Below are 23,550 nucleotides of genomic sequence, written 5' to 3' on the forward strand. Positions count from 1 at the left end.
TAATAATTAGTATAGATAGGGAATATTAATTAAAGTTTTTCTTTATTTCTCAATATTATTCCGAAATTTCGGAATAATATTGAGAAATAAAAATAACTGAAAATATTAATAAATATGTGTTGTATTTCTACAGTTATGTTCGTTATAATGAACATAAGGTTTTTAAAAAAGAACAAATATTAGCTAAGCTAATATAGTTTTAGTTACATCTCTTATTTTAAATAAGAGATAGCAATAAAAATATAAAAAACAGCTAGGGGGAATTGATTGTGAGTCTGAAAAAGAAATTAGGTATGGGAGTTGCATCAGCAGCATTGGGGTTATCTTTAATTGGTGGAGGAACGTTTGCATACTTTAGCGATAAAGAGGTTTCAAATAATACATTTGCAGCTGGGACGTTAGATCTTACATTAAACCCTAAAACGCTTGTGGATATTAAAGATTTAAAACCAGGGGATTCTGTTAAGAAAGAGTTCTTATTAAAGAACGACGGTACGTTACCGATTAAAGACGTTAAATTAGCGACAAAGTATACTGTGAAAGATGCAAAAGGTGATAATGCTGGTGAAGACTTCGGTAAGCATATTAAAGTGAAATTCCTTTGGAACTGGGATAAAGCAAGTGAGCCTGTATATGAAACAACTTTAGCGGAATTACAAAATTTAGATCCTGACGTTATAGCTAAAGACGTTTTTGCTCCAGAGTGGGCAGAGAATGGTGGTCTAGCACCAAAATCAGAAGACTATCTATGGGTACAGTTTGAATTCGTAGATGATGGTCAAGATCAAAATAAATTCCAAGGCGATTCATTGAACTTAGAATGGACATTCAATGCGAGCCAAACAGATGGCGAAGAAAAATAATATATAAAAAAAGCGGGAGATGCCCGCTTTTTTTTAATAAAGAAAAAAGGAGCGCTAGTTTTATAGGCTCCTTCATATATTTATTATTTTTGATCTTGCTTCCATTTTGTAAATTCAAGAAATTCACGAAACTGTTCTTTGGAGACGCCGGAGTTCATTGCATCTTTGACGAGCTGTGTCCATTCGGAGTCTAGGTTAGCTTCCTTTGTTGTTTCATCATGAAGTAAAGTATCAACTGGAATTTGTAGAACTGCTGCGATCTTTTCAAGAAACTGAATGGAAGGGTTCTTTTGTAAATTTCGTTCTATAGAACTAATGTAAGATTTAGCAACACCAGCTTTTTCGGCAAGTTCAGTTAATGAAATACCTTTTTGTAAACGCAGGCGTTTTATACGTTCTCCAATCATATTTGCGCACCTTTCTATCAATATGTCGTCGTCTTATGATGTCATTATTATAACATAAACTTCGTTAAAAAGAACAAACCTATTGAGCCTGAGTGGATGGCTTCATACGTTGGAAAAAATGTTCGATATCTTGCAGGGCGATACCAGCGTCTAGAGCTTCAAGTATTAAATCAATCCATTCTTGGTCCAGTGCGTCAGTCTTATCTTTGTACAAATGTAATTCCTCCCTAATTATCGGTCATAACTGCTGCTACAGAATACGTGATAATACAATCAGATTTTGTATTTTTATGTAGTGAATTATCAAATATTTTGTAGATAAAACAAAGATAAAATCCCCATTAAATTCCCTCTATGGCGATTATAAAGTTTCTGACAAATATTTTCAATATTTTCAGAAAACATTGTTGAATTGTGATATATTCGTATGCTAACTATGGAATTTTTACAAATATATTAAAAACATTACATAATATGACTAAATATTGAAAAAATATTGAATTTTTAATAAAATTCAATTTGTAATACATATTATTTATTAGGGGAGGAAATAAGGGATGAACAAGAAACCGTTCAAAGTTTTATCATCAATCGCTTTGACAGCTGTATTAGGTCTTTCATTCGGAGCAGGTGGCCAGTCTGCATATGCTGAAACACCTGTAAATAAGACAGCTACGAGCCCAGTTGATGATCATTTAATTCCGGAAGAACGTTTAGCGGATGCGCTAAAAAAACGTGGGGTAATTGATTCGAAGGCTTCAGAGACAGAAACAAAGAAAGCTGTCGAAAAATATGTAGAGAACAAAAAGGGTGAAAATCCTGGAAAAGAAGCAGCGAATGGGGACCAACTTACGAAAGATGCATCTGACTTTTTAAAGAAAGTGAAAGATGCGAAAGCAGAAACGAAAGAAAAATTAAATCAACCAGCAACAGGCACACCTGCAGCGACAGGCCCAGTTAAAGGCGGTCTAAATGGTAAAGTACCAACTTCTCCAGCGAAACAAAAAGACTATAACGGTGAAGTTCGTAAAGACAAAGTACTCGTTTTACTTGTAGAGTACGCTGACTTTAAACATAATAATATCGACAAAGAGCCTGGATATATGTATTCTAACGATTTTAATAAAGAACATTATGAAAAAATGTTATTCGGCAACGAGCCATTCACATTAGATGATGGAAGTAAAATTGAAACGTTTAAACAATATTACGAAGAGCAATCTGGTGGTAGTTACACAGTGGATGGAACAGTTACAAAATGGTTAACAGTTCCTGGTAAAGCTGCTGATTACGGTGCAGATGCTCCGGGCGGAGGCCATGATAATAAAGGACCAAAAGGGCCACGTGATTTAGTAAAAGATGCATTAAAAGCAGCTGTAGATAGTGGTATTGATTTATCAGAGTTCGACCAATTTGATCAATACGATGTAAATGGTGATGGAAATAAAAATCAACCAGACGGTTTAATCGATCACTTAATGATTATTCATGCGGGTGTTGGACAAGAAGCAGGCGGTGGTAAATTAGGCGATGATGCAATTTGGTCGCACCGTTGGACAGTTGGACCAAAGCCATTCCCAATTGAAGGTACACAAGCGAAAGTACCATATTGGGGTGGAAAGATGGCAGCATTCGACTACACAATTGAACCAGAAGATGGAGCAGTTGGTGTATTCGCACATGAATATGGTCACGATTTAGGTCTTCCAGATGAGTACGATACACAATATAGTGGTCAAGGTGAGCCGATTGAAGCTTGGTCTATTATGAGTGGCGGAAGCTGGGCTGGTAAAATCGCTGGAACGACGCCAACGAGTTTCTCGCCACAAAATAAAGAGTTTTTCCAAAAAACAATCGGTGGTAACTGGGCAAATATCGTAGAAGTAGATTACGAGAAATTAAATAAAGGTATCGGTTTAGCGACATATTTGGATCAAAGTGTTACGAAATCAGCAAGACCAGGCATGATCCGTGTTAACTTACCGGATAAAGATGTTAAAACAATTGAGCCAGCATTTGGTAAACAATATTATTACAGCACAAAAGGTGACGATCTTCATACGAAGATGGAAACACCGTTGTTCGATTTAACGAATGCAACGAATGCAAAATTTGATTTCAAGTCATTATATGAGATTGAAGCAGGTTATGATTTCCTTGAAGTACACGCTGTAACAGAAGATGGTAAACAAACGTTAATTGAAAGACTTGGTGAGAAAGCAAATAGTGGAAATGCCGATTCGACAAATGGAAAATGGATTGACAAATCATATGATTTAAGTCAATTCAAAGGCAAGAAAGTAAAATTAACATTTGATTACATTACTGATGGTGGTTTAGCATTAAATGGATTTGCTCTTGATAATGCTTCATTAACAGTAGATGGTAAAGTAGTATTCTCTGATGATGCAGAAGGTACACCGCAATTAAAATTAGATGGCTTTGTTGTATCTAACGGAACTGAGAAGAAAAAACATAACTATTATGTAGAGTGGAGAAACTATGCTGGTGCAGATAACGCATTGAAATTTGCACGCGGTCCAGTATTTAACACTGGTATGGTCGTATGGTATGCGGACTCTGCTTACACAGATAACTGGGTTGGCGTACATCCAGGACATGGTTTCCTTGGCGTAGTTGACTCTCACCCAGAAGCAATTGTAGGAACTTTAAATGGTAAACCGACAGTTAAGAGTAGTACACGATTCCAAATCGCTGATGCAGCGTTCTCATTCGACACAACACCAGCTTGGAAAGTTGTATCTCCAACGCGTGGAACATTTACGTATGATGGCTTAGCGGGTGTACCGAAATTTGACGATTCGAAAACGTATATTAACCAACAGATTCCAGATGCAGGACGTATTTTACCGAATCTTGGTCTGAAGTTTGAAGTAGTAGGACAAGCTGATGATAATTCTGCAGGTGCTGTTCGTTTATATCGTTAATACAGTAAAACTACCGAGAGATTTTTTTTCGGTAGTTTTTTTGTGAGCAATGAATTTTATATAAAAGAAGAAATTATATATAATGTAACTTTACGAATAGAAATTTATTATATATGAAGTCTATATAAATAATGAAAGAATTGGATAAAAATAGTGGAAGAAGGTGAACGAATGAGTGTTTCTTCTATTGTAAATAAACAAAAGGCATATTTTTATAATGGCTATACGAGAAGTATAGAAGTGAGAAAGAATAATTTGAAGAAGCTTTATGAAGGCGTTCAGCGTTTTGAAGAAGAAATATTTCAGGCGTTGAAATTAGATTTAAATAAGTCAGTTCATGAATCGTTTACAACGGAAGTTGGATATGTATTAAAAGAAATTTCCTTTCAATTGAAGCATATTTCATCGTGGAGTAAACCGAAGCGTGTTCGAACAGCGCTCACTCATTTTGGATCAAAGGGGAAAGTAGTGCCTGAACCATACGGTGTGACACTTATTATTGCACCGTGGAACTATCCGTTTCAATTAGCAATTGCACCGCTTGTAGGAGCGCTGGCAGCTGGAAATACAATCGTTTTAAAGCCGTCGGAGTTAACGCCAAACGTTTCCAAAGTGCTTACAAGGATGTTAGAGGAATTATTCCAAGAGGAGCTTGTAGCGGTAGTAGAAGGCGGGGTTGAAGAGAGTACAGCTTTGCTGAAGGAACCATTTGATTATATTTTCTTCACAGGTAGTGTGGGCGTTGGGAAAGTTGTCATGGAAGCAGCAGCAAAACAGTTGACGCCGCTTACGTTAGAACTTGGCGGAAAAAGTCCATGTATTGTACATAAAGATGCAAAAATAGATGTAACAGCAAGAAGAATTGTGTGGGGGAAGTTTTTAAATGCAGGGCAGACGTGTGTAGCGCCTGATTATATGTATGTGCATGCTTCAGTGAAAGAACAGTTAATTGAGGCACTGCGACATGAAATTGCGGAGCAGTATGGCAAAGAGCCACTGCATAATGATAATTACGTACGAATTGTGAGTGAACGTCATTTTGAACGTTTATGTACGTTTTTGAAAGATGGTAAAACTGTAATTGGCGGGAACTATAAAAAAGAAACTTTACATATAGAACCAACAGTGTTAACTAATGTTACATGGAAAAGTTCCGTTATGGAAGATGAAATTTTTGGTCCGATTTTACCAATTATAGAATATGAAAACATAGAAGATGTAATTGACACGATTCAGCAACATCCGAAGCCATTAGCGTTATATGTATTTTCTGAAGATAAAGGAGTGCAAAAGAAAGTAACGAGTAATATTTCGTATGGTGGAGGTTGTATTAATGATGTCGTCTATCATCTTGCAACGCCATATTTACCTTTTGGGGGCGTCGGAAGTAGTGGATTAGGGAGTTATCATGGGGAAGAAAGTTTTCGGACTTTTTCACATTATAAAAGCATTTTAGCCCAATCTACGGCATTCGATATGAAAATTCGTTACTCTTCTACAAAAAGTGCTTTAAAATTCATACGAAAGTTGTTAAAATGATGATGGTGTTTATCAGTAGGCGTAGCCGTATGATAATAGCCCCTTCGCAATGGAAGGGGTTTTTCTGTTCGACATTATGTATCATGCGAAAATGAATCAAACATACTACATAAAGAATAGAAGTGAACGCTTGCTAAATAACCATTTTTGTTTGGATCGAAACAAAAAATAGTCTATAGAACATAAATATTTATTCATGAATATAAAAATTAAAATTTAAGGTAGATTGGACGGGAAAATGAAAAAGATTATTAAAGTTGAAGCAGTAGAAAAACATTTTGGAAATCAAGTGATTATCCCACCGCTTTCTTTAGATATTAAAGAAGGGGAATTTTTAACTATTTTAGGACCGAGTGGTTGCGGGAAAACGACGTTACTTCGTATGATCGCAGGATTTGAAACTCCAACTAAAGGGAATCTTTTATTAGATGATGAAAAGATTAACGATTTGCCACCATATAAGCGTCATATGAACTTAGTGTTCCAACATTATGCGCTATTCCCACATATGAATGTGGAGAAAAATATTTGTTTCGGCATGAAAATGCAGAAAGTACCGGCAGCAGAGCAGAAAGAGCGTGCTGAAGAGGCAATGCGTTTAACGCAGTTACTTGAGTTCCGTAATCGTAAACCTGCAAAGCTTTCTGGTGGACAGCAGCAGCGTGTAGCAATTGCGAGAGCGATTGTAAATAACCCGCGTGTATTATTACTAGACGAGCCACTTGGGGCGTTAGACTTTAAGTTAAGAAAAGACTTGCAACGTGAATTGAAAAACTTACAACGTAATTTAGGAATTACGTTCATATACGTAACGCACGATCAAGAAGAAGCGATGAGCATGAGTGATCGTATCGTTGTTATGAATAAAGGCCATATTGAACAAATCGGAACGCCGAAAGAAATTTATAATAAGCCGAAAACGTTGTTCGTTGCGACATTTATCGGTGAAAATAATATTGTGAAAAACGGGGAAGGCTATGTAGCAATTCGCCCTGAAAATGTAAAAGTGCGTTCGGTTGAAGAGCCAATTTTAAAAGAATACCACCTTGGACATATTGAAGACATTGAGTTTGTTGGAAATATGGAAAAGCTTTATGTACGTGATGAGAAAACATCAGAATTACTAATGGCATATCAAACTGCTGAAGAAGCAGCACAGTGGAGCATTGGAGATAATGTATACGTAGGCTGGGAGCAAGAGGACGAGGTGACCTTAAATTGAAAAAAGGGAAATTACTCGCACTACCTACAGTCGCATGGCTGTTAATCTTCTTCCTAATTCCCCTTCTGTTTGTATTGGCATTTGCCTTCATGCAGCGCGGAGCATATGGGACAGTGGAAATGCAATTTACATTAGAGAACATAGCACGTGTATTTGACCCATTATATATGGGGACGTTATGGGAAACAGTGAAAATTGCGGTTATTACGACAGTAATATGTTTACTGATCGGTTATCCATTTGCATATACAATTACAATTGTTGATCGCAAATATCGTTCGATTCTTTTATTATTGGCAACGATCCCGTTTTGGATTAACTTCCTTGTTCGTTCTTACGCATGGATTGTTATTTTACGTTCACAAGGTCTTGTAAACACATTGCTATTGAAGCTAGGTATTATTAGTGAACCTTTAAATTTACTATATAATACACCTTCTGTCATACTCGGAATGGTATATTCTTTATTACCATTTATGATTTTACCAGTGTATGCAGCGATTGAGCAGCTTGATAAGCGTAAGCTAGAAGCAGCTTATGATTTAGGGGCAACACCAGTAAAGGCATTTTGGAATGTTACAGTACCAATGACGATGTCAGGGATTGCTACCGGTTCTATTTTAGTGTTTGTTTCTTCTATCGGAATGTTTGTTGTATCAGACGTTATGGGTGGATCGAAAGTAGCATTAATCGGAAACGTAATTCAAAATCAATTCTTAGGAGCGCGTGATTGGCCGTTTGGATCTGCGTTATCTATGATTGTTGTTCTATTCTCTGTTCTGTTAATTTACTTATATTATCGTGCAACGAAAGTATATAAATATGATGGGAACGGAGGGGAATAGGCAAAGATGAAGAAGTTTTTAGTTTCTTATTCTTGGTTAATTTTATTGTTCTTGTATTTTCCAATGATGGTTTTAATGGTGTATTCCTTCAATGATTCTCGCATTAATGCGGAATGGGAAGGATTCACATTCCATTGGTATACAGATTTATTTCAAAAACAAGATGTTATTGATGCGTTTGTAAATAGTATGACGATTGCGGTCGTAACGACGATTGTAACGACTGTTCTTGGTGTGATTTTCGCAATTGCATTACATCGTTATAAATATCGTTATGAAGGTGCGATTAACGGTCTTGTATATTTACCAATTTTAATCCCTGATATTTTAATGGGATTATCTTTACTTATATTATTTAGTCAATTAGGTATGGAACTTGGTAAAACAACAATTATTATTGCACACATTACATTTAGTATTTCATTTGTTGTCGTTATTTTAGCAGCACGCCTTTCTGGTATGGGACGTGATTTAGAAGAGGCTGCGAATGATTTAGGAGCAACGCCGTGGCAAACGTTTCGTTATGTAACGTTCCCAGCAATTGCACCAGGAGTTATTTCAGCTGCATTATTAACATTCACATTATCAATTGATGATTTTGTAATTAGTTTCTTCGTATCAGGACCAGGATCAACAACATTGCCATTATACATTTACAGTATGGTTAAGCGCGGAGTATCACCAGAAATTAATGCACTTTCTACAATTTTAATTGTAGCTATCGTAGGATTAATGGTTCTATCTGAAATCTTCCGTAACAAAGGTGCAGATGGTGAAGAAAACTCTGGAGGACACCTTCCTTTATAATACGAACGATCTAGAAAGTACGAGGGGGTAATAAACCGATGAAATTAATGAAAAGATTAGCCGGCGCAGCAATTAGCTTTAGCCTTGTTGCTGGTGTACTTGCTGGTTGTGGTGAAAAAAAAGAAGAATTAAACATTTATAGCTGGGCTGACAATTTTGATGAGCAAGTGCTAAAAGATTTTGAAAAGAAATATAACGTGAAAATTAACTATGATAAGTATGCAAGTAATGAAGAAATGCTTGCGAAATTACAAGCAGGTGGCGCGAAGTATGATTTAATTCAGCCGTCTGATTACATGGTTAAAACAATGGCGAAAATGGATTTATTAGAGCCGTTAAATAAAAAGAATATCCCAAATATCGAAAACATGATTTCTAATTTTAAGACACCTGCATTTGATCCGGAAAATAAATATTCTTTAGTATATACTTGGGGCGTAACAGGTATTGCATACAATAAAAAGTATGTGAAGGAAGCACCTACAAGCTGGGCTGATCTATGGAATGAGAAATATAAAGGGCATGTAACTTTATTAAATGATTCTCGTGAAGTGTTAGGAATGGGTCTTAAGAAGCATGGGTTCTCAAACAGCACGAAAGACGATGCACAGTTAAAGACAGCAGCAACTGATTTACAGAAGCTACTTCCAAACTTATTAGCATTTGATACAGATAATATTAAACAAAAATTCATTACAGAAGATGCTTGGATCGGAACAGTTTGGTCTGGGGATGCAGCATTTATCGCAAAAGATAATAAAGATGTAGAGTACGTTGTACCAAAAGAAGGCGGCACAATTTGGGCTGATACGTTAGCAATTCCAAAAGGTGCAAAAAACAAAGAGCTTGCAGAGAAGTTTATGAACTACTTACTAGATGAGAAAGTAAGTGTGAAAAACTACGAGTCAATTGGATACAGTAATCCAAATGAAAAAGCTCATCCTCTTCATAGTAAAGAATATCGTGATAACCACATGATCTTTTTAACGAAAGAAGAATTAGATCGTACGGAATGGCTTGTTGATGTAGATGATAAGTTAAAAGATTATGATCGTTACTGGACAGAGCTAAAAACAAAAGGTAAATAAGTAAGGAAATGCGGTTTCTAAAGTAGAAATCGCATTTTTTCATAGTAGGAGGAAATCGTTTGAAAAAGTTGCATCAATATGAGGTAATGTGTATCGGTTTATTATTTGCTGTATTTGGCATTGTTGCTTGGCGCGTACATGCTGGTGGTGTTACAGTGATGGATACATATGTCAGAGGGTTAGTAAAAGGATTACAAACAGAAAGTTCGCTTACATTTTTCTCACACTATACAAAATTAGGGTCTGCCATTGGAATTGTAACTGTGCTCGTTATAAGTTTATTTGTTTTTTGGAGAAAACGTTATTATGCCGCGATGATCGTGTATCCAATGGGCATTTTAATCACACATCTTGTGAATAAAGGGATAAAAGAAATTGTGAAAAGAGATCGGCCTTCGTTAAACGAAGCATTGGATGCACTTGGATATAGTTTCCCTAGTGGGCATGCAATGTTATCTATTATGACATTCGGGTTTCTCGCTTATATCATTGCAGCAAATTTGAAGAGTGTAACAGGGAAATATGTTATAACAATTTTGATGGGAATAGTAATTGTGTCGATTGGATTAAGTAGAGTTATTTTAAATGTACATTATCCAACTGATATTTTAGCTGGTTATTGCGTAGGTGGTATTTTGTTAATTATGGTGATTTATTGCCATCGTTTACTTACTGAGAGACTTGGTCTTAATAAAGAGAGATAAAAACGTCTAGAAAAACTATTATTATAGTTTTTCTAGACGTTTTTTGTTTCCATTAAGATGTGATACAGTATAAGTGACAATTGAATGATGTAAAGTAGGTGAAAATGTATGAAAACAAATGTACATAAAGTAGATAAGTGGGGAAAGTTAGGAGCTTTTTTATATCAGTTTCGTTATACAGTAATTGTAGCTTTACTATTGGTTGCGATAGCACTCGGTATATTCGCACCAAAGCTACCAGGCGTATTAGGTGGTGATGGCTTCCAAACGGAAGGGGACTATCAAAAAACGAAAGAAATTTTAGATAAAGATTTTAAGAGGTCTCAAGATACACTTCTACTCGTTTTTGAAAAAAATAAGGGCGTTTCACATGAGGAATTTCAAAAGCAAGTAGAGGTTATTGTAAAAAATGTACAAGAGAAAGAGACATATGAATCTTTCCATCATCCAGTGCAAAATAAAGAAATGTTACAAGATGATATCGGCTATGCGACAATTTTATTTTCCGGGAAAACAAATAAAGAACGAATGGAAAAGACATTACAATTTGCTGATAAAATCGAAAAGAAAAGTAATGCAGCATTAAAAGTAACACCTACAGGGTTTCCGAAAATTAACAAAGAGATTAATGAAAGAACGCAAAATGATTTAAAAGTAGCAGAGATGATTGGGTTACCAATTGCATTTCTCGTATTACTATTTTCATTCGGTAGCCTTTTGGCATCTATTTTACCAATCGTAAATGGGGCACTTAGTGTTATTAGTACGATGGGCATACTATATTTTATAGGTAGCGATAAGGAACTATCTATCTTTGTGTTAAATGTTGCACCGATGATTGGACTTGCATTATCTATTGATTTTGCGCTATTATTTGTAAATCGCTTTCGAGAGGAAGTTGCAAAGCGAACGGTAAAAGAAGCAATAGCAATTACATATCAAACAGCAGGGCGGGCAATCGTATTTTCAGGATTATGTGTATTCGTTGGCCTATCCGGTTTGTTTTTCTTTAAAATCGATTATATTCAGTCTGTCGCAATTAGTGGAATGATTGTTGTGATTATGAGTATTTTATTCTCGCTCACACTTCTTCCAGCGTTATTATCGTTAATCGGTAAACGAATATTAAAAAAGAATCAAGTAGCACATACACCGGCAAAGGCGTGGCGTACATTTGCACAATTTGTAATGAAACATCCAATTGTGATGATTATTGTTGTTACAACATTTATTGTGATTTGCTTATTACCATTACGTACAGCTAATTTGCAGTTCCCTGATGTGGAGGCTTTACCTAAACAAAGTGATACAAGAATTGCATATGAGAAGTACGAAGAGGCATTTAATGAAACTGCAAAAACACATGCCGATGTTACGTTAGTCGTAGAGACGAAAAAAGATATGAAAGAAAAGGAAAGTTTACGAAAGGTAGAAGAAGTCGTTCAAAAGTTAAAAGATGATAAGAAAGTATATGAAGTAAGAAGTTTATACGACAGTTTAAATGGAATGAAATCAGATCAAGTTGCTGGGATGTTACAGTCGCCAGAAGCTGTTAAAATAGCTCCGGTATTTGAAGCGTATACGAAAGGAAATAAGACAACAATCGAAGTCTTTTTAGATACAAAACCACGTACAGAAATTGGGAAACAGTGGGTTCGTGATTTTAAACAAAATTATAAAGAAACGAACGTTACATATTATCTAGGCGGAATGACGACGTTCCAACAAGAGTTAGAAGATGAAATTAAAGATAAAGTTGCAATTGGTATGTCTGTTATATTTGGATCGACGTTTGTTATATTATTATTTGCATTTCGATCTATACTCATTCCAATTAAGGCGATTATTATGAATATACTTAGTTTAAGCGCAACAATTGGAATTGTTGTTTGGCTATTCGAAGGTGGTCATTTTGGTTTAGAAGCAAGTCCAGTTCTATTTGTTTTACCAATCTTCATTTTCGGCCTCGTCTTTGGGCTTAGCATGGATTATGAAGTATTTCTTATTTCGCGTATCCATGAACTGTATGAAGAAACAGGGGATAACGATCAAGCGACGTTAGAAGGACTTGTTTCAACAAGTAGAATTATTACATCAGCTGCATTAATTATGATTGTTGTAACTGGTGCTTTCGCCTTTACTGATATTTTACCAGTACAGCAAATGGGGCTTGGCGTTGCATTAGCGATATTTCTTGATGCAACAATTATTCGTCTTATGCTCGTACCAAGTTTAATGAAATTGTTTGGAGACTGGAACTGGTGGTTACCATTTCGAAAGAAAAGAGAAAAATCATCGTAAAAAATACTCATCTATAAGATGAGTATTTTTTTATGAATAGCAAGACCTACATTTTGCAAATAGTATGTGATAAGAACATTACATATAAGTAGGTGAAGACAATGTTTCGTTATTTTAAATTTAAGCTAAATGATACAGTACAGTTTGCAGAAAATGATGGGCATATGTATCGCATTGTCGGTTATCGGTTAGAAAAAGGGTTTTATCCAAAAGATGAGTGGACTCATATCATTTATGAATTGCTTAGAGATTTTGATGGGTATACGATGGATGCGGAAGAAGAGGAACTTGTAAAGGTCATTCAAGTAGAGGATGAGTATTACAAAATACAAGAAGTATCGGGATATCGTTATCCGGTAAAAATGAAGCAAAAACAACAAGTGATGAAAACAGAAAAGATGGATGACTTATTAGATACGTATAACGATTATAAGAGATTGGCGGATTTCTTTAAAGATTTATCGTATGAACAAAAAGCGGAAGAAGTGTTGCAGGAAATGAGAAGGCGTAGAGCGTGAGGGGCAGTCTATTATAAGACTGTCCTCTATTTTTGACGGTGCATCAAAGTGTATTTTCCGTTACAATGAGAGAATCAATAGAAATAAGGTGATACAGTATGGAAACGAAGAAGAAGGGCGAATGGTGCGAAATTACTGTGCCAGCGAAATGGAATGGTATAAGCATTGAGTCGCTATTAAAAATAGAATGGGAAATACCGAAAAAGTTGTTACATCAGCTTCGTATGGAAAAAGGTGTTACTGTTAACGGAGAACAGAGAAGATGGAATGAGCTTTTAAAAGAGGACGAAAAGTTACAAGTTCATATGTTTATGGAGGAAGAATACGGTGTAGAGCCTGAATATGGTGAATTACATGTAGTATATGAAGACGATCATGTACTCATTGTCAATAAGCCTGAGAAGATGGATACGCACCCTGCTGAAAAAGGCGGGATGGGAACACTTGCAAATCTTGTTGCCTTTCATTTTCAAATGCAAGGTTTAGAGACGAAGGTTCGTCATATTCATCGGTTAGATAAAGATACGACAGGTGGTGTCGTGTTTGCTAAACATAGAATTGCTGGTGCAATTATGGATCGTTTATTAATGGAACGAAAAATTAAAAGAACATATGCGGCTCTTGTAGAAGGGAAAGTGAAAAAGAAGCAAGGAACAATTGACGCGGCTATCGGAAGAGATCGCCATCATGCGACGAGACGACGTGTTTCTCCAAAGGGGGATCAAGCAATCACATATTATAAAGTAGAGAAGTATTTTAAAAAACAAAATGTTACGCTCGTAACGTTACAATTAGAAACTGGTAGAACCCATCAAATTCGTGTTCATATGAGCTATAATGGTAATCCGTTAGTTGGGGATATTTTATATGGTGGAGGAACGAAATATATGTCTAGGCAAGCGTTACATGCGATGAAGATAAACTTTTTACACCCCATTACGAAAGAAGAGATTGAAGTTGATGTACCATTTCCTACAAAATTAAATGACACAATGAAAGAATTTCAAAGAGTGAATGCGTAAAGTGTAAGTTTAAATTTGAGAAAAGTAGATTTTTGCAGGAATTTCTCTAAAAGAAGCGAAGCCGTTAAGAGAAAAGAGAGGTGAGAATCACTTGATCAAATATAAATATATACTAGGAATATTTTTTGCTTGTCTTTTAGTGACTCTATGTCTCTATCCATATTTACCAGAGCATTTGGCGGTACATTGGGATGTAAATGGTCGGCCAAACGAGTTTATGAGTAAACAAGTTGTTATAGCACTTATTCCTTGTCTTATTATTTTCTTACATGGATTGATGTATATTATTTCACATAATATATATAAGTTTAATGAAGACGAGCATGTCATTATAAGTGGATTTCTAAAGACGATTACTTTATTTATGTTGTTTATCCATATGCTCATTCTCTTTATTAATTTTGGAAGCGTGATATCCTTTCAAACAGGACTAACAATAGGGATTAGTATGTTTCTTTTTATGCTTAGTAAGGCGTTTAAAAAAGTTCAGAGTATGGAAAAAGACTCAATCAAATTAACAAAGATCCGTTTAGTGAGTAGACGGATTTTTCAAGTGATGGCATGTAGTATATTGTTTTCATTGTTTTTGAACTTGAAATGGGGATTTTATGTGTTACTTAGTGTAATAAGTGGTGGATCTATTTTGTTTATGTTCTATGCTTTATACTCATACATAATAGAAAGTTATGAAACGTAAAAAAGAGTCTTCTCATTATGAGAAGACTCTTTTAATCTATTTACTTCGTAATAAATTGTTGTGTCCAGTAGTTGCCGCTTTCTACATAGCCAACACCGATGTGAGTGAAGCCGTTATTTAAGATGTTTGCACGGTGTCCAGCACTGTTCATCCAAGCTTGTACTACTTCTTCAGGTGTACGTTGGCCTTGGGCGATGTTTTCACCTGCAGATGTATAAGAAATGCCAAACTTCTTCATCATGTCAAACGGAGACCCGTATGTAGGGCTGTTATGGTCAAAGTAGTTATTTTTTTGCATATCTTCAGATTTAATGCGTGCTACTTTGCTTAATTCAGTGTCAATTTTTAAAGCTGGTAAACCTTGTTTTGCACGCTCAGCGTTTGTTAATTCAACAACACGTTGTTCGAACTCACTTAAAGATTTTGCTTCTTCAGCAGGCTTTTGCTCAGCTGGTTTTTGTTCAGCCGGTTTTTGCGTATTGTTGTTTTCAGCAGGCTTTTGAGCTTCTGGTTTTTGAGCTTCTTCAGCAGGCTTTTGCTCGGCAGGTTTTTGCTCAGCAGGCTTTTGAGTTTCTGGCTTAGCTGTTGGTTGCTCAGTTACAACATTTTCAGTAGCTTGTTGACCAGGAATAATGCAATTTGGTTGGAAGTTTCCTTGTTGCCATTGTGCTAATGACTCAACACCCATAGATTGTAAGAATGCTTGTAATTCTTGTTGGCTCATTTGCTTCATCATCACTTTTGAATGCTGAATATTTTGAACCTTTATGTTAGATGGTTGTACTGTTGCAGCTTGTGCATCTAGAGAAGATACTCCTAAAGTAAGAGCCGTTGCAGCAGCTACAGATAATAAAACACGCTTTTTCATGATGTGTGTCCCCCTATATAAAGTTTTAATTTGTTTTCACACGATTTGTTTTTGACAGCCTGTCTGACTGACAAATTCATCGTAGCATAGATTTTGTGAGAAAAAAGATGGAAAAAAATTCATAGACTTAAAATTTACCTAATTTATCCTAAGAGGGGAAAAGGGGAAAAATAAGAGAAACATAGAGTATAAAAGGAATTTTCAGCATTTTTATACGTGGTTATAAGAGGGGGTTTTTGGATAAATGTACCTATATTGAAAATGAAGAATCCTATTGTATCAATGGTTTGAGCGTTTTTTTGAGGAATATACTGGATTGTTTTTTACAAAACTGTAATGTTTCTGTTGTTCTTTTTTATAATAAAGTAACATATTTTTAATGTTGTAGCGGACAAAAAAGCGGCTATCTCTTTACATAGACGAAGGAGATAGCCGTTTTCCTATTATTACGTATGTTACGAGTTATTACGAGTTGGTTTCAATTGCTTCTAATAATAAATCAACAATGTGAATTCCTCTCATTTTATGAGAAATACCTTCTCGCTCAATGCCTAATTTCATTTGTAATAAACAACCTGGATTTGCAGTAACAATGGTTGCGGCTTCTGTTTCATGCACACGATCCATTTTATAATCTAGAAATTCCATGGATAACTCTGAATGAACAATATTGTAAATACCAGCAGAACCACAGCAGCGATCCGCATCTTTCATTTCACGGTATGTTGCGCCTTGAATTGCTTCTAGTAACATACGAGGTTCTGAAGATGTTCGCATAACATTGCGTAAGTGACATGAGTCTTGATACGTAATAACTTGTGGTGTGAGTCGTAAGTCATTACGTTTATGGAAATCTAGTTCTACTAGAATAGCAGTAATATCTTTAATTTTAGAAACAAACTGCTTTGCCCGTTCAGCCCACTGTGGATCATCTTTTAACAGGTAATCGTAGTCTACGAGGTAAGCTCCGCAACCACCAGCATTCGTAATAATATAGTCGATGTTTAAATCTTCGAATGCTTTTATATTGCGTTTTGCTAATTCTTTTGCTCCATTTTTCTCACCAGCATGCCCATGTAATGCCCCGCAGCAACTTTGTGTTTTCGGAATAACGATATCACAACCAGCTAACTGAAGCAGTTTCATCGTTGCGTTATTTGTTTCTAAAAACATTGTATCCATTAAACAACCTGTGAAGAATGCAACTTGTTTCTTCTTCGTACTTTCAGCATGTAAAAATTCAGGACGATCTTTCATTGCTTTCATTTTAGGAACCTTAGGCAAAACGAGATCCATTGTTGCAAGTGTTTCAGGGAATAACTTCATAATCCCTGTTTTATGTGTTAGCGTTTGTAAACCAGAACGCTGATAAAAACCAATTAGTCCGGTTAATGTTCTCATTCGATTTTGATGCGGGAATAATCCTTCAAAAACGACTTTTCGAACAGCTTTCACTGGCACTGAGAATTTTTTGTTTTGATTTATAATATCACGGGCTTCTTCTAATAAATGTCCATAATTTACACCAGATGGACAAACAGGTTCACAAGCACGGCAGCCGAGGCAAACATTTAATGTGTTTTCAACATCTTCATCTGGCTCAATTAAACCATCAACGACCGCTTTCATTAATGCGATACGTCCTCTTGGTGAATGTGATTCTTTATATCCAGATTGAATGTAAGTAGGGCAAGTTGGTAAGCAGAAACCACATCGCATACAGTTTAGTAGTTCATCTTCACTTAATCGTTCTTTAAATTCTTTTTGAATGTTTTCTTTATTTAATGTTGTCATCGCTCAACCACCACTCTTTTGCGAGTGTCCTTCGCGAACATCTTTCCTGGATTCATAATGTTATTTGGATCGAAGGCGTGTTTAATTCCTTGCATAGCAGCAATACCTTCTTTACCTAATTTCATTTCTAAATACGGAGCTTTCATTGCACCAACACCATGTTCACCAGTAATCGTGCCACCAAGTTCGATTGCTTTTGCAAATATTTCAGCGAAAGCTTGTTCAGCTCGGTGCATTTCTTCTTCGTTGCGAGCATCTGTCATACAAGTGGGGTGTAGGTTACCATCGCCAGCATGTCCAAACGTACAAATAGGAATATTATATTTTTTAGCAATGGCATTAATGGCTTCAACCATCGGAGCAATCTGTGATCGTGGTACCGTTGCATCTTCTAATATTGTAGTAGGCTTTAATCTTGCCAGTGCTGACAGTGCACTACGGCGAGCTGTACGAAGCGCATCGGCTTCCGCTTCATCTTTTGCAACGCGAACATCAACTGCATTCATAGAACGACAAACGTTAGCCATTTTTTCAATATCTCGATTCACAACTTCAGGCGGGCCGTCTTGTTCAATTAATAAAATTGCTTTTACATCAGTTGGTAAACCGATTTGTGCAAACTCTTCTACTACTTCAATGGTCGGCTGATCTAAAAACTCAAGTGTCGCTGGAATGATTTTATTTGCAATAATAGAAGAAACAGCACGTGCAGCTTCATTAATATCTTCATATAGTGCTAGCATCGTTTTCTTCGTTTCAGGCATAGGAACAAGTTTTAATATCGCTTCAGTCACGACGCCAAGTGTTCCTTCAGAACCGATAAATAAACGAGTTAAATCGTAACCAGCTACATCTTTTGCCAATTTACCACCAGTACGAATCATATCACCATTTGGTAAGACAAGTTCAAGACCCATCACATAATCACGTGTTACGCCATATTTTAATCCACGTAATCCACCTGAGTTTTCATTAATGTTACCGCCAATTGTAGAAATTTTCATTGAGCTTGGATCTGGTGGATAAAATAAACCTTTTTCTTCCACCGCTTTAATAATATCAAGGGTAATAACACCAGCTTGTACAGTAATTGTTAAATTTTCTTCATCAATTTCTAAAATGTTATTCATATGGCGGAAGATAAGGACGATACCGCCTTCAAGTGGACATGTCCCTGCACAAAGGTTTGTTCCAGAACCACGAACATATACAGGAATATGATGAGTGTTACATACTTTTAACACTTCAGCTACTTCATTTGTATTACGAGGAGCAATGACTGCATCAGGCATTGCTTGGAAGTTTGGAGTGGCATCATAACTATACGTTAAACGCCCCATATTGGATGTATCCACATTATCTTCGCCAACAATGGATACGAATGAATCAATAATTTGTTTTTCTAACATTGGAAATCCCCCTCAAACTGTTAACGTAATTAGTCATCATAAAAAACGTTGTCACAGTGCTTTCGTTATAATGATAAAAAAGTTGGAGGATTCTTTCTATGTATAATCATCTAAAGATTAATCTATTTTATCATTCTTTTTTGTATGATTATCTAATAAGAGGAGCGAGAAGTATAAAATGTTTAAGTCTTTGAATTGTTTCGGATCAAGTCCTGTATACTCCTCAATTTTTTTTAGTCTGTAATGCAATGTGTTAATGTGGATATGTAATTGCTCCGCTGTTTGTTTATAGGATTGGTTATAATCAATAAATAAACGTAAAGTGTGCATAAGTTCAGGCGATGATAGTAAGTTTTCGATGGTGCGCTTTAGAAACTGTTCCCGCGTTTCAGCAGAAATATCTTGTAAGCACATTTCTAAACGTAAATCTTCATTAAATACAATGTTTTTCGTTTCAAGTGATACGGAAAGAGCTTGTAATGCTTGTTCGTATGATAAGTTCATATTGCTTGGCGTAACGGATTGTCCAATCCCGATATATAAAGGAACAGAAAACAAAGTTTCACAGTCTTGTTTTAATCGTTTTAAAAATTGATACGTTTGCTCTTTGGAGTTCGTGGCTGTAAATAAAATGAATCGATCATTTCCCCAGCGAATAAATAGATGCTCCTTTGTTAATAGATTGCGTACATGTTGCCAAATCTTACGCTGAAGCATCGTGTCATTTTGATCGATAGAGAACAAAATAAGTTGTTTTTTCTTATATAAATCAATACCAAGTGTTTTGGCACGATCGAGAAAGCTTGGAGACCAGTCTGTGTTTTGAAGCCAATCAAAGACAAATGCCTCATAAGAACGGTGTTCAAGTTCTAGTTGTTCTAAAAAGTAGTTTTCATGGATGAGTAGTTCGGTCATTTTACGTAATATTTCTCCGTATTGTGAAATATTTTCAGGTTCGCCTGTGATTCCAATGACACCAATTACTTCGTCATGGAATAGTAAAGGGAGATTCATACCTGCCTTTACGCCTTGCAAACGTCGTTCATCCTCTTTTGTAATAATGACAGTTTTCTTTTGTTTTGCGCAGCGGAGTGCGCCCTCATGAAATTGGCCGATTCTTTCTATATCTGTACTTGCGATAATAACGCCTTGTATATTAATGATAATAATATTTTCTTTAATTAGCCTGCGTACTTCTCGTACAATTTTATTCGCTAAATCAGGAAAAAGCATAATTGGCACACCTCAAATTCTATTTGTTGTACATTATATATGTAAATGAAGTAGGAAAGGGAAATTTCACACTTTCCACACATTTATTTGTTATTTTACAATTATAACGAAATCATCCGAAGATGGAGGGGATCTTTTGAGAAAGTATGTTTTTCTTCTCTGTTTTTTATTTCTATTAGTAGGGTGTCAAGGAAGTTCCTATACATCGATTGCTAAAGATAAAAGTGTTATTATAACAACGAATATAAAAGAAGGTAGTATTAGTTTTGTAGATAAACATACTAAAAAGTTAATTACGACATGGGAACTTAACGAACCAATGGCAGGGATTGCACTACTTCCAAATGGTGAGGACATACTTGTATATGGTAAGCAGTTAGAGTACATGTATGTATATTCACTAGCAGAAGGAAGGCAAGTGGGAAAATATAAAACAGGAAAAGGCATTGTAAATGTAGTCGTATCAGAAGATAAAAAGCAATTATTTGCTGCCGATCAAAATGCCCAAAAGATAAGGTTCTTTACGATTAATGGAAAAGAAACAGGGAATGTTTCGACAGGAAAAGGACCAATAACGATGGTAGAGTACCATAACCAGTTATCTGTATTAAACTTTTATGATACGAAGCTAACGACAATTGATACAAAGAAAAAAGAAGTAATACAATCCTTTATGATTCCACCAGCGTCAACGGGAGCAACAATTAGTCCAGATGGGAAAGAAATATGGATTGGCGGACATGGTGATGGAAATCAGGTAAATGAGAAAGTATTAGTGTATTCTTTGCAGAGCGGAGAAATGGTACGTTCTTTACACGCTCCGTTTATGCCTGTGAATATTACGAAGGATAATAAGTATGTATATGCATTAAGTCACGGTTCGAATACGCTTAGAAAGTTTGATGTTAGCACGTATAAAGAGGTGGCTTCTGTAGAAGTAGGATCAAACCCATTTGCATTTTTGAAGAGCGGAGCAGAAGGATACGTAGCAAGCTATGATAGTGATGAAGTGTGCGTCATGGATATGAAGAATTTGAAAATAAAACAAACAATTAAAGTCGGAAAAGGACCGTTTCAACTCATAGAGAGAGAAGGGAAGGACAATGAGTAAATATAGGGTGCTAGTTGTAGATGATGAAAGTGATATGAGGCAACTTGTTGGAATGTACTTAGATAATTTCGGATACGAGTGGGGAGAAGCTGAAAATGGAAAAGAAGCTCTAAAAAAATTAGAGACAAATCATTATGATTTCGTTGTATTAGATATTATGATGCCAGAGATGGATGGACTTTCAGTTTGTAAAGAAATTAGAAAAACGTTAGATGTACCAATAATATTTTTAACAGCAAAAGGTGAAGAGTGGAATAGGGTGAACGGCTTACGTATGGGAGCAGATGATTATATTGTAAAGCCATTTAGTCCTGGTGAATTAATTGCTCGTATGGAAGCTGTATTAAGGCGTTATACAAAGCAAGAGCAACAAGAGGAATTTCAGTTTGGACCGATCCGTATTAATGAAAAAAGTAGGAAAATTGAGGTGGATGGTGAGCCAATTTCTCTTACAGTAAAAGAGTTTGATTTACTCTATTTTCTTTGCCAACATACGGGACAAGTATTTAGCCGAGAACAATTGCTAGAAAAGGTATGGGGATATGATTATGCCGGAAGTACAAGAACCGTAGATACGCACGTGAAAACGATGCGTTTGAAGCTTGGAGAAAGTGGAAACTACATTCAAACTGTTTGGGGTGTAGGCTATAAATTTGAGGTGTAATGTATGTTTACGATGGTACAGAAGCTTTGGCTGACAGTAGTATGTGCAGTATTTGTAACAGTTTCTTTTCTTTATTTCGTATCTTTATACTCGTATGAAAAACTATACGTTGATAATTTAAAAGATTCATTAGTAATGGAAGGGAAGCGTCTTTCTGCGCAATATGATAAGCGCGAAGGAATATCAATTTTTGAAGAGAAAGTAAGAGCATTTAATCAAATATCTAGTTCAGACGTTCTTTTCGTATCAAACCCACGTGATTTAAGCGCATGTTTACCATTTGATGTGCACCATCATTCTCTTATAAGTGAAGGGGACAGGCAAACATTATTAGATGGAAAAACTGTGACAAAGATAGGATACGAGGAACATTTTGACCGTAATATTATGGGGGTTGTCATCCCTGTTTTAGAAAATAAAAAATTAGTTGGTATTGTATATTCTTATATTCCTTTAAAAAGTATAAAAGACTTAATATATGATATGGGTCTTATTTTAGCACCGTTAGCACTTGCTATAACTTTACTGACAATATGGATTGGTAGAAAAATTATTATTGCTATTACGAAACCACTTTCGCAAATGGAACGAGTTGCCAATCATTTGGCTACGGGGGATTTCTCAGAACGAATTACAATTTCTTCTGAAGATGAAATTGGGCGATTAGGAAAAGCATTTAATAAAATGGCAAATTCTTTGGAGACAGAAGACGTAAAGCGTAAGGAGTTTTTAGCTAACGTTTCGCATGAACTAAGAACACCGCTTAGTTATATAAAAGGATATAGCGAGGCTATTTTAGATGGTGTAGCGAAGGGACCACAGCAGGAAAAAGTAACACAGCTTATTCATAAAGAAGCAGATCGTATGCAGCGTCTCGTTCATGATTTATTAGATTTGGCACAATTAGAAGGGGAACATTTTCCGTTAAAGAAACAACCTATCGTTTTTTCACAACTAATTGAAGATGTGTTAGATACGTATGAGATTAAGTTTATAGAAAAGAAAATTCGTATTTCAACAAATTTAAATCCAGAAATCATTGTAATGATTGATGAGGATCGTATGCAACAAGTGCTTCATAACGTGTTAGATAATGCGATACGGTATACGAATCAAAACGGGGATATTATGGTAACGCTCAGACAGATAGATGATTATTGTGAATTGAACATAAAAGATACGGGGATCGGTATTGATACAGAGCATTTGGAAAACCTTGGCGAGCGTTTTTACCGAGTTGATAAAGCGAGAAGTCGTCAACATGGTGGAACAGGTTTAGGCCTGGCAATTGTAAGACAAATTGTTCATATACATGACGGACAGTGGCGGATTGAAAGTGAAAAAGGGAACGGTACGACGGTTAGTATTAAATTGAAAGTACAGGATGAGGAGAGCATGTTCTAATTTTTAGGGCATGCTCTTTATATGGAAGACAATAATTATACGTAAGATATAAATTAATATGTAATAAATATCGGAATTTTGACGATTTTATGAACAAAACATTTGT

Annotated in this window: 21 protein-coding genes; 15 read left to right on the forward strand and 6 right to left on the reverse strand. The window is 35.8% G+C overall.

Annotated elements, in window-relative coordinates:
* Positions 1-269 precede the first annotated feature (269 nt).
* Positions 270-863, forward strand: coding sequence for a biofilm matrix protein CalY (gene calY, locus ACTFRN_RS08285; protein ID WP_000053741.1), 594 nt, complete (start codon positions 270-272; stop codon positions 861-863).
* 83 nt (positions 864-946) lie between these two features.
* On the opposite strand, the gene ACTFRN_RS08290 is transcribed toward calY, so the two are convergent.
* Positions 947-1,270, reverse strand: a complete 324-nt coding sequence (locus ACTFRN_RS08290; RefSeq protein ID WP_000578877.1) for a helix-turn-helix domain-containing protein — start codon at positions 1,268-1,270, stop codon at positions 947-949.
* 79 nt (positions 1,271-1,349) lie between these two features.
* Entirely contained in the window at positions 1,350-1,484 is a 135-nt protein-coding gene (locus ACTFRN_RS08295; protein ID WP_000276218.1) for an anti-repressor SinI family protein, read from the reverse strand.
* Between the two features lie 343 nt (positions 1,485-1,827).
* Between ACTFRN_RS08295 and inhA1 the strand changes: the two genes are divergently transcribed.
* The 11 genes from inhA1 (at position 1,828) to ACTFRN_RS08350 (ending at position 14,961) form a co-directional block, all read left to right on the forward strand.
* Positions 1,828-4,218, forward strand: coding sequence for a M6 family metalloprotease immune inhibitor InhA1 (gene inhA1 / locus ACTFRN_RS08300; protein WP_088106557.1), 2,391 nt, complete (start codon positions 1,828-1,830; stop codon positions 4,216-4,218).
* A gap of 153 nt (positions 4,219-4,371) precedes the next feature.
* Positions 4,372-5,757, forward strand: a complete 1,386-nt coding sequence (locus tag ACTFRN_RS08305; RefSeq protein WP_074567594.1) for an aldehyde dehydrogenase — start codon at positions 4,372-4,374, stop codon at positions 5,755-5,757.
* A gap of 238 nt (positions 5,758-5,995) precedes the next feature.
* Positions 5,996-6,979 carry a spermidine/putrescine ABC transporter ATP-binding protein PotA gene (gene potA, locus ACTFRN_RS08310; protein ID WP_000720319.1) on the forward strand — a complete coding sequence of 328 codons (984 nt, stop codon included), beginning with the start codon at positions 5,996-5,998 and terminating at the stop codon, positions 6,977-6,979.
* Positions 6,976-7,824, forward strand: a complete 849-nt coding sequence (potB, locus tag ACTFRN_RS08315) for a spermidine/putrescine ABC transporter permease PotB (protein WP_000715494.1) — start codon at positions 6,976-6,978, stop codon at positions 7,822-7,824. Before potA ends, potB begins: the two co-directional genes overlap by 4 nt.
* 6 nt (positions 7,825-7,830) lie before the next feature.
* Complete coding sequence (gene potC, locus ACTFRN_RS08320; protein ID WP_000714205.1) at positions 7,831-8,631, forward strand: spermidine/putrescine ABC transporter permease PotC; 801 nt, start codon at positions 7,831-7,833, stop codon at positions 8,629-8,631.
* Positions 8,632-8,669: 38 nt separating this feature from the next.
* The gene (gene potD / locus ACTFRN_RS08325) at positions 8,670-9,719 is read left to right on the forward strand and encodes a spermidine/putrescine ABC transporter substrate-binding protein PotD (protein ID WP_000772496.1); all 1,050 of its coding nucleotides are present in this window, start codon (positions 8,670-8,672) and stop codon (positions 9,717-9,719) included.
* A gap of 86 nt (positions 9,720-9,805) precedes the next feature.
* The gene (locus ACTFRN_RS08330) at positions 9,806-10,423 is read left to right on the forward strand and encodes a phosphatase PAP2 family protein (protein WP_014893200.1); all 618 of its coding nucleotides are present in this window, start codon (positions 9,806-9,808) and stop codon (positions 10,421-10,423) included.
* Positions 10,424-10,531: 108 nt separating this feature from the next.
* A complete protein-coding gene (locus ACTFRN_RS08335) occupies positions 10,532-12,724 on the forward strand; it encodes an MMPL family transporter (protein ID WP_000856437.1) in 2,193 nt (730 codons plus the stop codon).
* Between the two features lie 101 nt (positions 12,725-12,825).
* Positions 12,826-13,242: a hypothetical protein gene (locus tag ACTFRN_RS08340; protein ID WP_000490293.1), complete on the forward strand. Its 417-nt coding sequence runs from the start codon at positions 12,826-12,828 to the stop codon at positions 13,240-13,242.
* 98 nt (positions 13,243-13,340) lie between these two features.
* Positions 13,341-14,264, forward strand: a complete 924-nt coding sequence (locus tag ACTFRN_RS08345; protein ID WP_000448337.1) for an RluA family pseudouridine synthase — start codon at positions 13,341-13,343, stop codon at positions 14,262-14,264.
* A gap of 91 nt (positions 14,265-14,355) precedes the next feature.
* A complete protein-coding gene (locus tag ACTFRN_RS08350) occupies positions 14,356-14,961 on the forward strand; it encodes a DUF1648 domain-containing protein (RefSeq protein ID WP_014893199.1) in 606 nt (201 codons plus the stop codon).
* A gap of 40 nt (positions 14,962-15,001) precedes the next feature.
* On the opposite strand, the gene ACTFRN_RS08355 is transcribed toward ACTFRN_RS08350, so the two are convergent.
* The 4 genes from ACTFRN_RS08355 to ACTFRN_RS08370 form a co-directional block, all read right to left on the reverse strand.
* Positions 15,002-15,829 carry a CAP domain-containing protein gene (locus tag ACTFRN_RS08355; protein WP_074567593.1) on the reverse strand — a complete coding sequence of 276 codons (828 nt, stop codon included), beginning with the start codon at positions 15,827-15,829 and terminating at the stop codon, positions 15,002-15,004.
* A 465-nt stretch (positions 15,830-16,294) separates the two neighbouring features.
* A complete protein-coding gene (locus ACTFRN_RS08360; RefSeq protein ID WP_074567592.1) occupies positions 16,295-17,623 on the reverse strand; it encodes a (Fe-S)-binding protein in 1,329 nt (442 codons plus the stop codon).
* Positions 17,620-19,032 carry a glycolate oxidase subunit GlcD gene (gene glcD / locus ACTFRN_RS08365; protein ID WP_000890737.1) on the reverse strand — a complete coding sequence of 471 codons (1,413 nt, stop codon included), beginning with the start codon at positions 19,030-19,032 and terminating at the stop codon, positions 17,620-17,622. The genes ACTFRN_RS08360 and glcD overlap by 4 nt, the downstream gene beginning before the upstream one ends.
* Positions 19,033-19,149: 117 nt before the next feature.
* Entirely contained in the window at positions 19,150-20,265 is a 1,116-nt protein-coding gene (locus ACTFRN_RS08370; protein ID WP_000898629.1) for a CdaR family transcriptional regulator, read from the reverse strand.
* Positions 20,266-20,401: 136 nt separating this feature from the next.
* Between ACTFRN_RS08370 and ACTFRN_RS08375 the strand changes: the two genes are divergently transcribed.
* The 3 genes from ACTFRN_RS08375 to ACTFRN_RS08385 are packed head-to-tail and all read left to right on the forward strand — an operon-like array spanning position 20,402 to position 23,444.
* Complete coding sequence (locus ACTFRN_RS08375) at positions 20,402-21,376, forward strand: YncE family protein (RefSeq protein ID WP_074567591.1); 975 nt, start codon at positions 20,402-20,404, stop codon at positions 21,374-21,376.
* The gene (locus ACTFRN_RS08380; protein WP_074567590.1) at positions 21,369-22,040 is read left to right on the forward strand and encodes a response regulator transcription factor; all 672 of its coding nucleotides are present in this window, start codon (positions 21,369-21,371) and stop codon (positions 22,038-22,040) included. Before ACTFRN_RS08375 ends, ACTFRN_RS08380 begins: the two co-directional genes overlap by 8 nt.
* 3 nt (positions 22,041-22,043) lie before the next feature.
* Positions 22,044-23,444: a sensor histidine kinase gene (locus ACTFRN_RS08385; protein ID WP_074567589.1), complete on the forward strand. Its 1,401-nt coding sequence runs from the start codon at positions 22,044-22,046 to the stop codon at positions 23,442-23,444.
* The last annotated feature ends 106 nt before the right edge of the window (positions 23,445-23,550 follow it).

The organism is Bacillus cereus group sp. MYBK245-2 (assembly GCF_051916145.1).
In the GTDB taxonomy this organism is placed as follows: Bacteria; Bacillota; Bacilli; order Bacillales; family Bacillaceae_G; genus Bacillus_A; species Bacillus_A pacificus.

Bases quoted from the DNA above. Each gene is read 5' to 3' on its own strand.
- potA (WP_000720319.1), top strand. From the start codon at position 5,996: ATGAAAAAGATTATTAAAGTTGAAGCAGTAGAAAAACATTTTGGAAAT.
- ACTFRN_RS08335 (WP_000856437.1), top strand. From the start codon at position 10,532: ATGAAAACAAATGTACATAAAGTAGATAAGTGGGGAAAGTTAGGAGCT.
- potD (WP_000772496.1), top strand. From the start codon at position 8,670: ATGAAATTAATGAAAAGATTAGCCGGCGCAGCAATTAGCTTTAGCCTT.
- ACTFRN_RS08340 (WP_000490293.1), top strand. From the start codon at position 12,826: ATGTTTCGTTATTTTAAATTTAAGCTAAATGATACAGTACAGTTTGCA.
- ACTFRN_RS08345 (WP_000448337.1), top strand. From the start codon at position 13,341: ATGGAAACGAAGAAGAAGGGCGAATGGTGCGAAATTACTGTGCCAGCG.
- ACTFRN_RS08290 (WP_000578877.1), bottom strand. From the start codon at position 1,270: ATGATTGGAGAACGTATAAAACGCCTGCGTTTACAAAAAGGTATTTCA.
- ACTFRN_RS08385 (WP_074567589.1), top strand. From the start codon at position 22,044: ATGTTTACGATGGTACAGAAGCTTTGGCTGACAGTAGTATGTGCAGTA.
- ACTFRN_RS08360 (WP_074567592.1), bottom strand. From the start codon at position 17,623: ATGACAACATTAAATAAAGAAAACATTCAAAAAGAATTTAAAGAACGA.
- ACTFRN_RS08330 (WP_014893200.1), top strand. From the start codon at position 9,806: ATGTGTATCGGTTTATTATTTGCTGTATTTGGCATTGTTGCTTGGCGC.
- ACTFRN_RS08355 (WP_074567593.1), bottom strand. From the start codon at position 15,829: ATGAAAAAGCGTGTTTTATTATCTGTAGCTGCTGCAACGGCTCTTACT.
- ACTFRN_RS08370 (WP_000898629.1), bottom strand. From the start codon at position 20,265: ATGCTTTTTCCTGATTTAGCGAATAAAATTGTACGAGAAGTACGCAGG.
- potC (WP_000714205.1), top strand. From the start codon at position 7,831: ATGAAGAAGTTTTTAGTTTCTTATTCTTGGTTAATTTTATTGTTCTTG.
- inhA1 (WP_088106557.1), top strand. From the start codon at position 1,828: ATGAACAAGAAACCGTTCAAAGTTTTATCATCAATCGCTTTGACAGCT.
- glcD (WP_000890737.1), bottom strand. From the start codon at position 19,032: ATGTTAGAAAAACAAATTATTGATTCATTCGTATCCATTGTTGGCGAA.
- ACTFRN_RS08380 (WP_074567590.1), top strand. From the start codon at position 21,369: ATGAGTAAATATAGGGTGCTAGTTGTAGATGATGAAAGTGATATGAGG.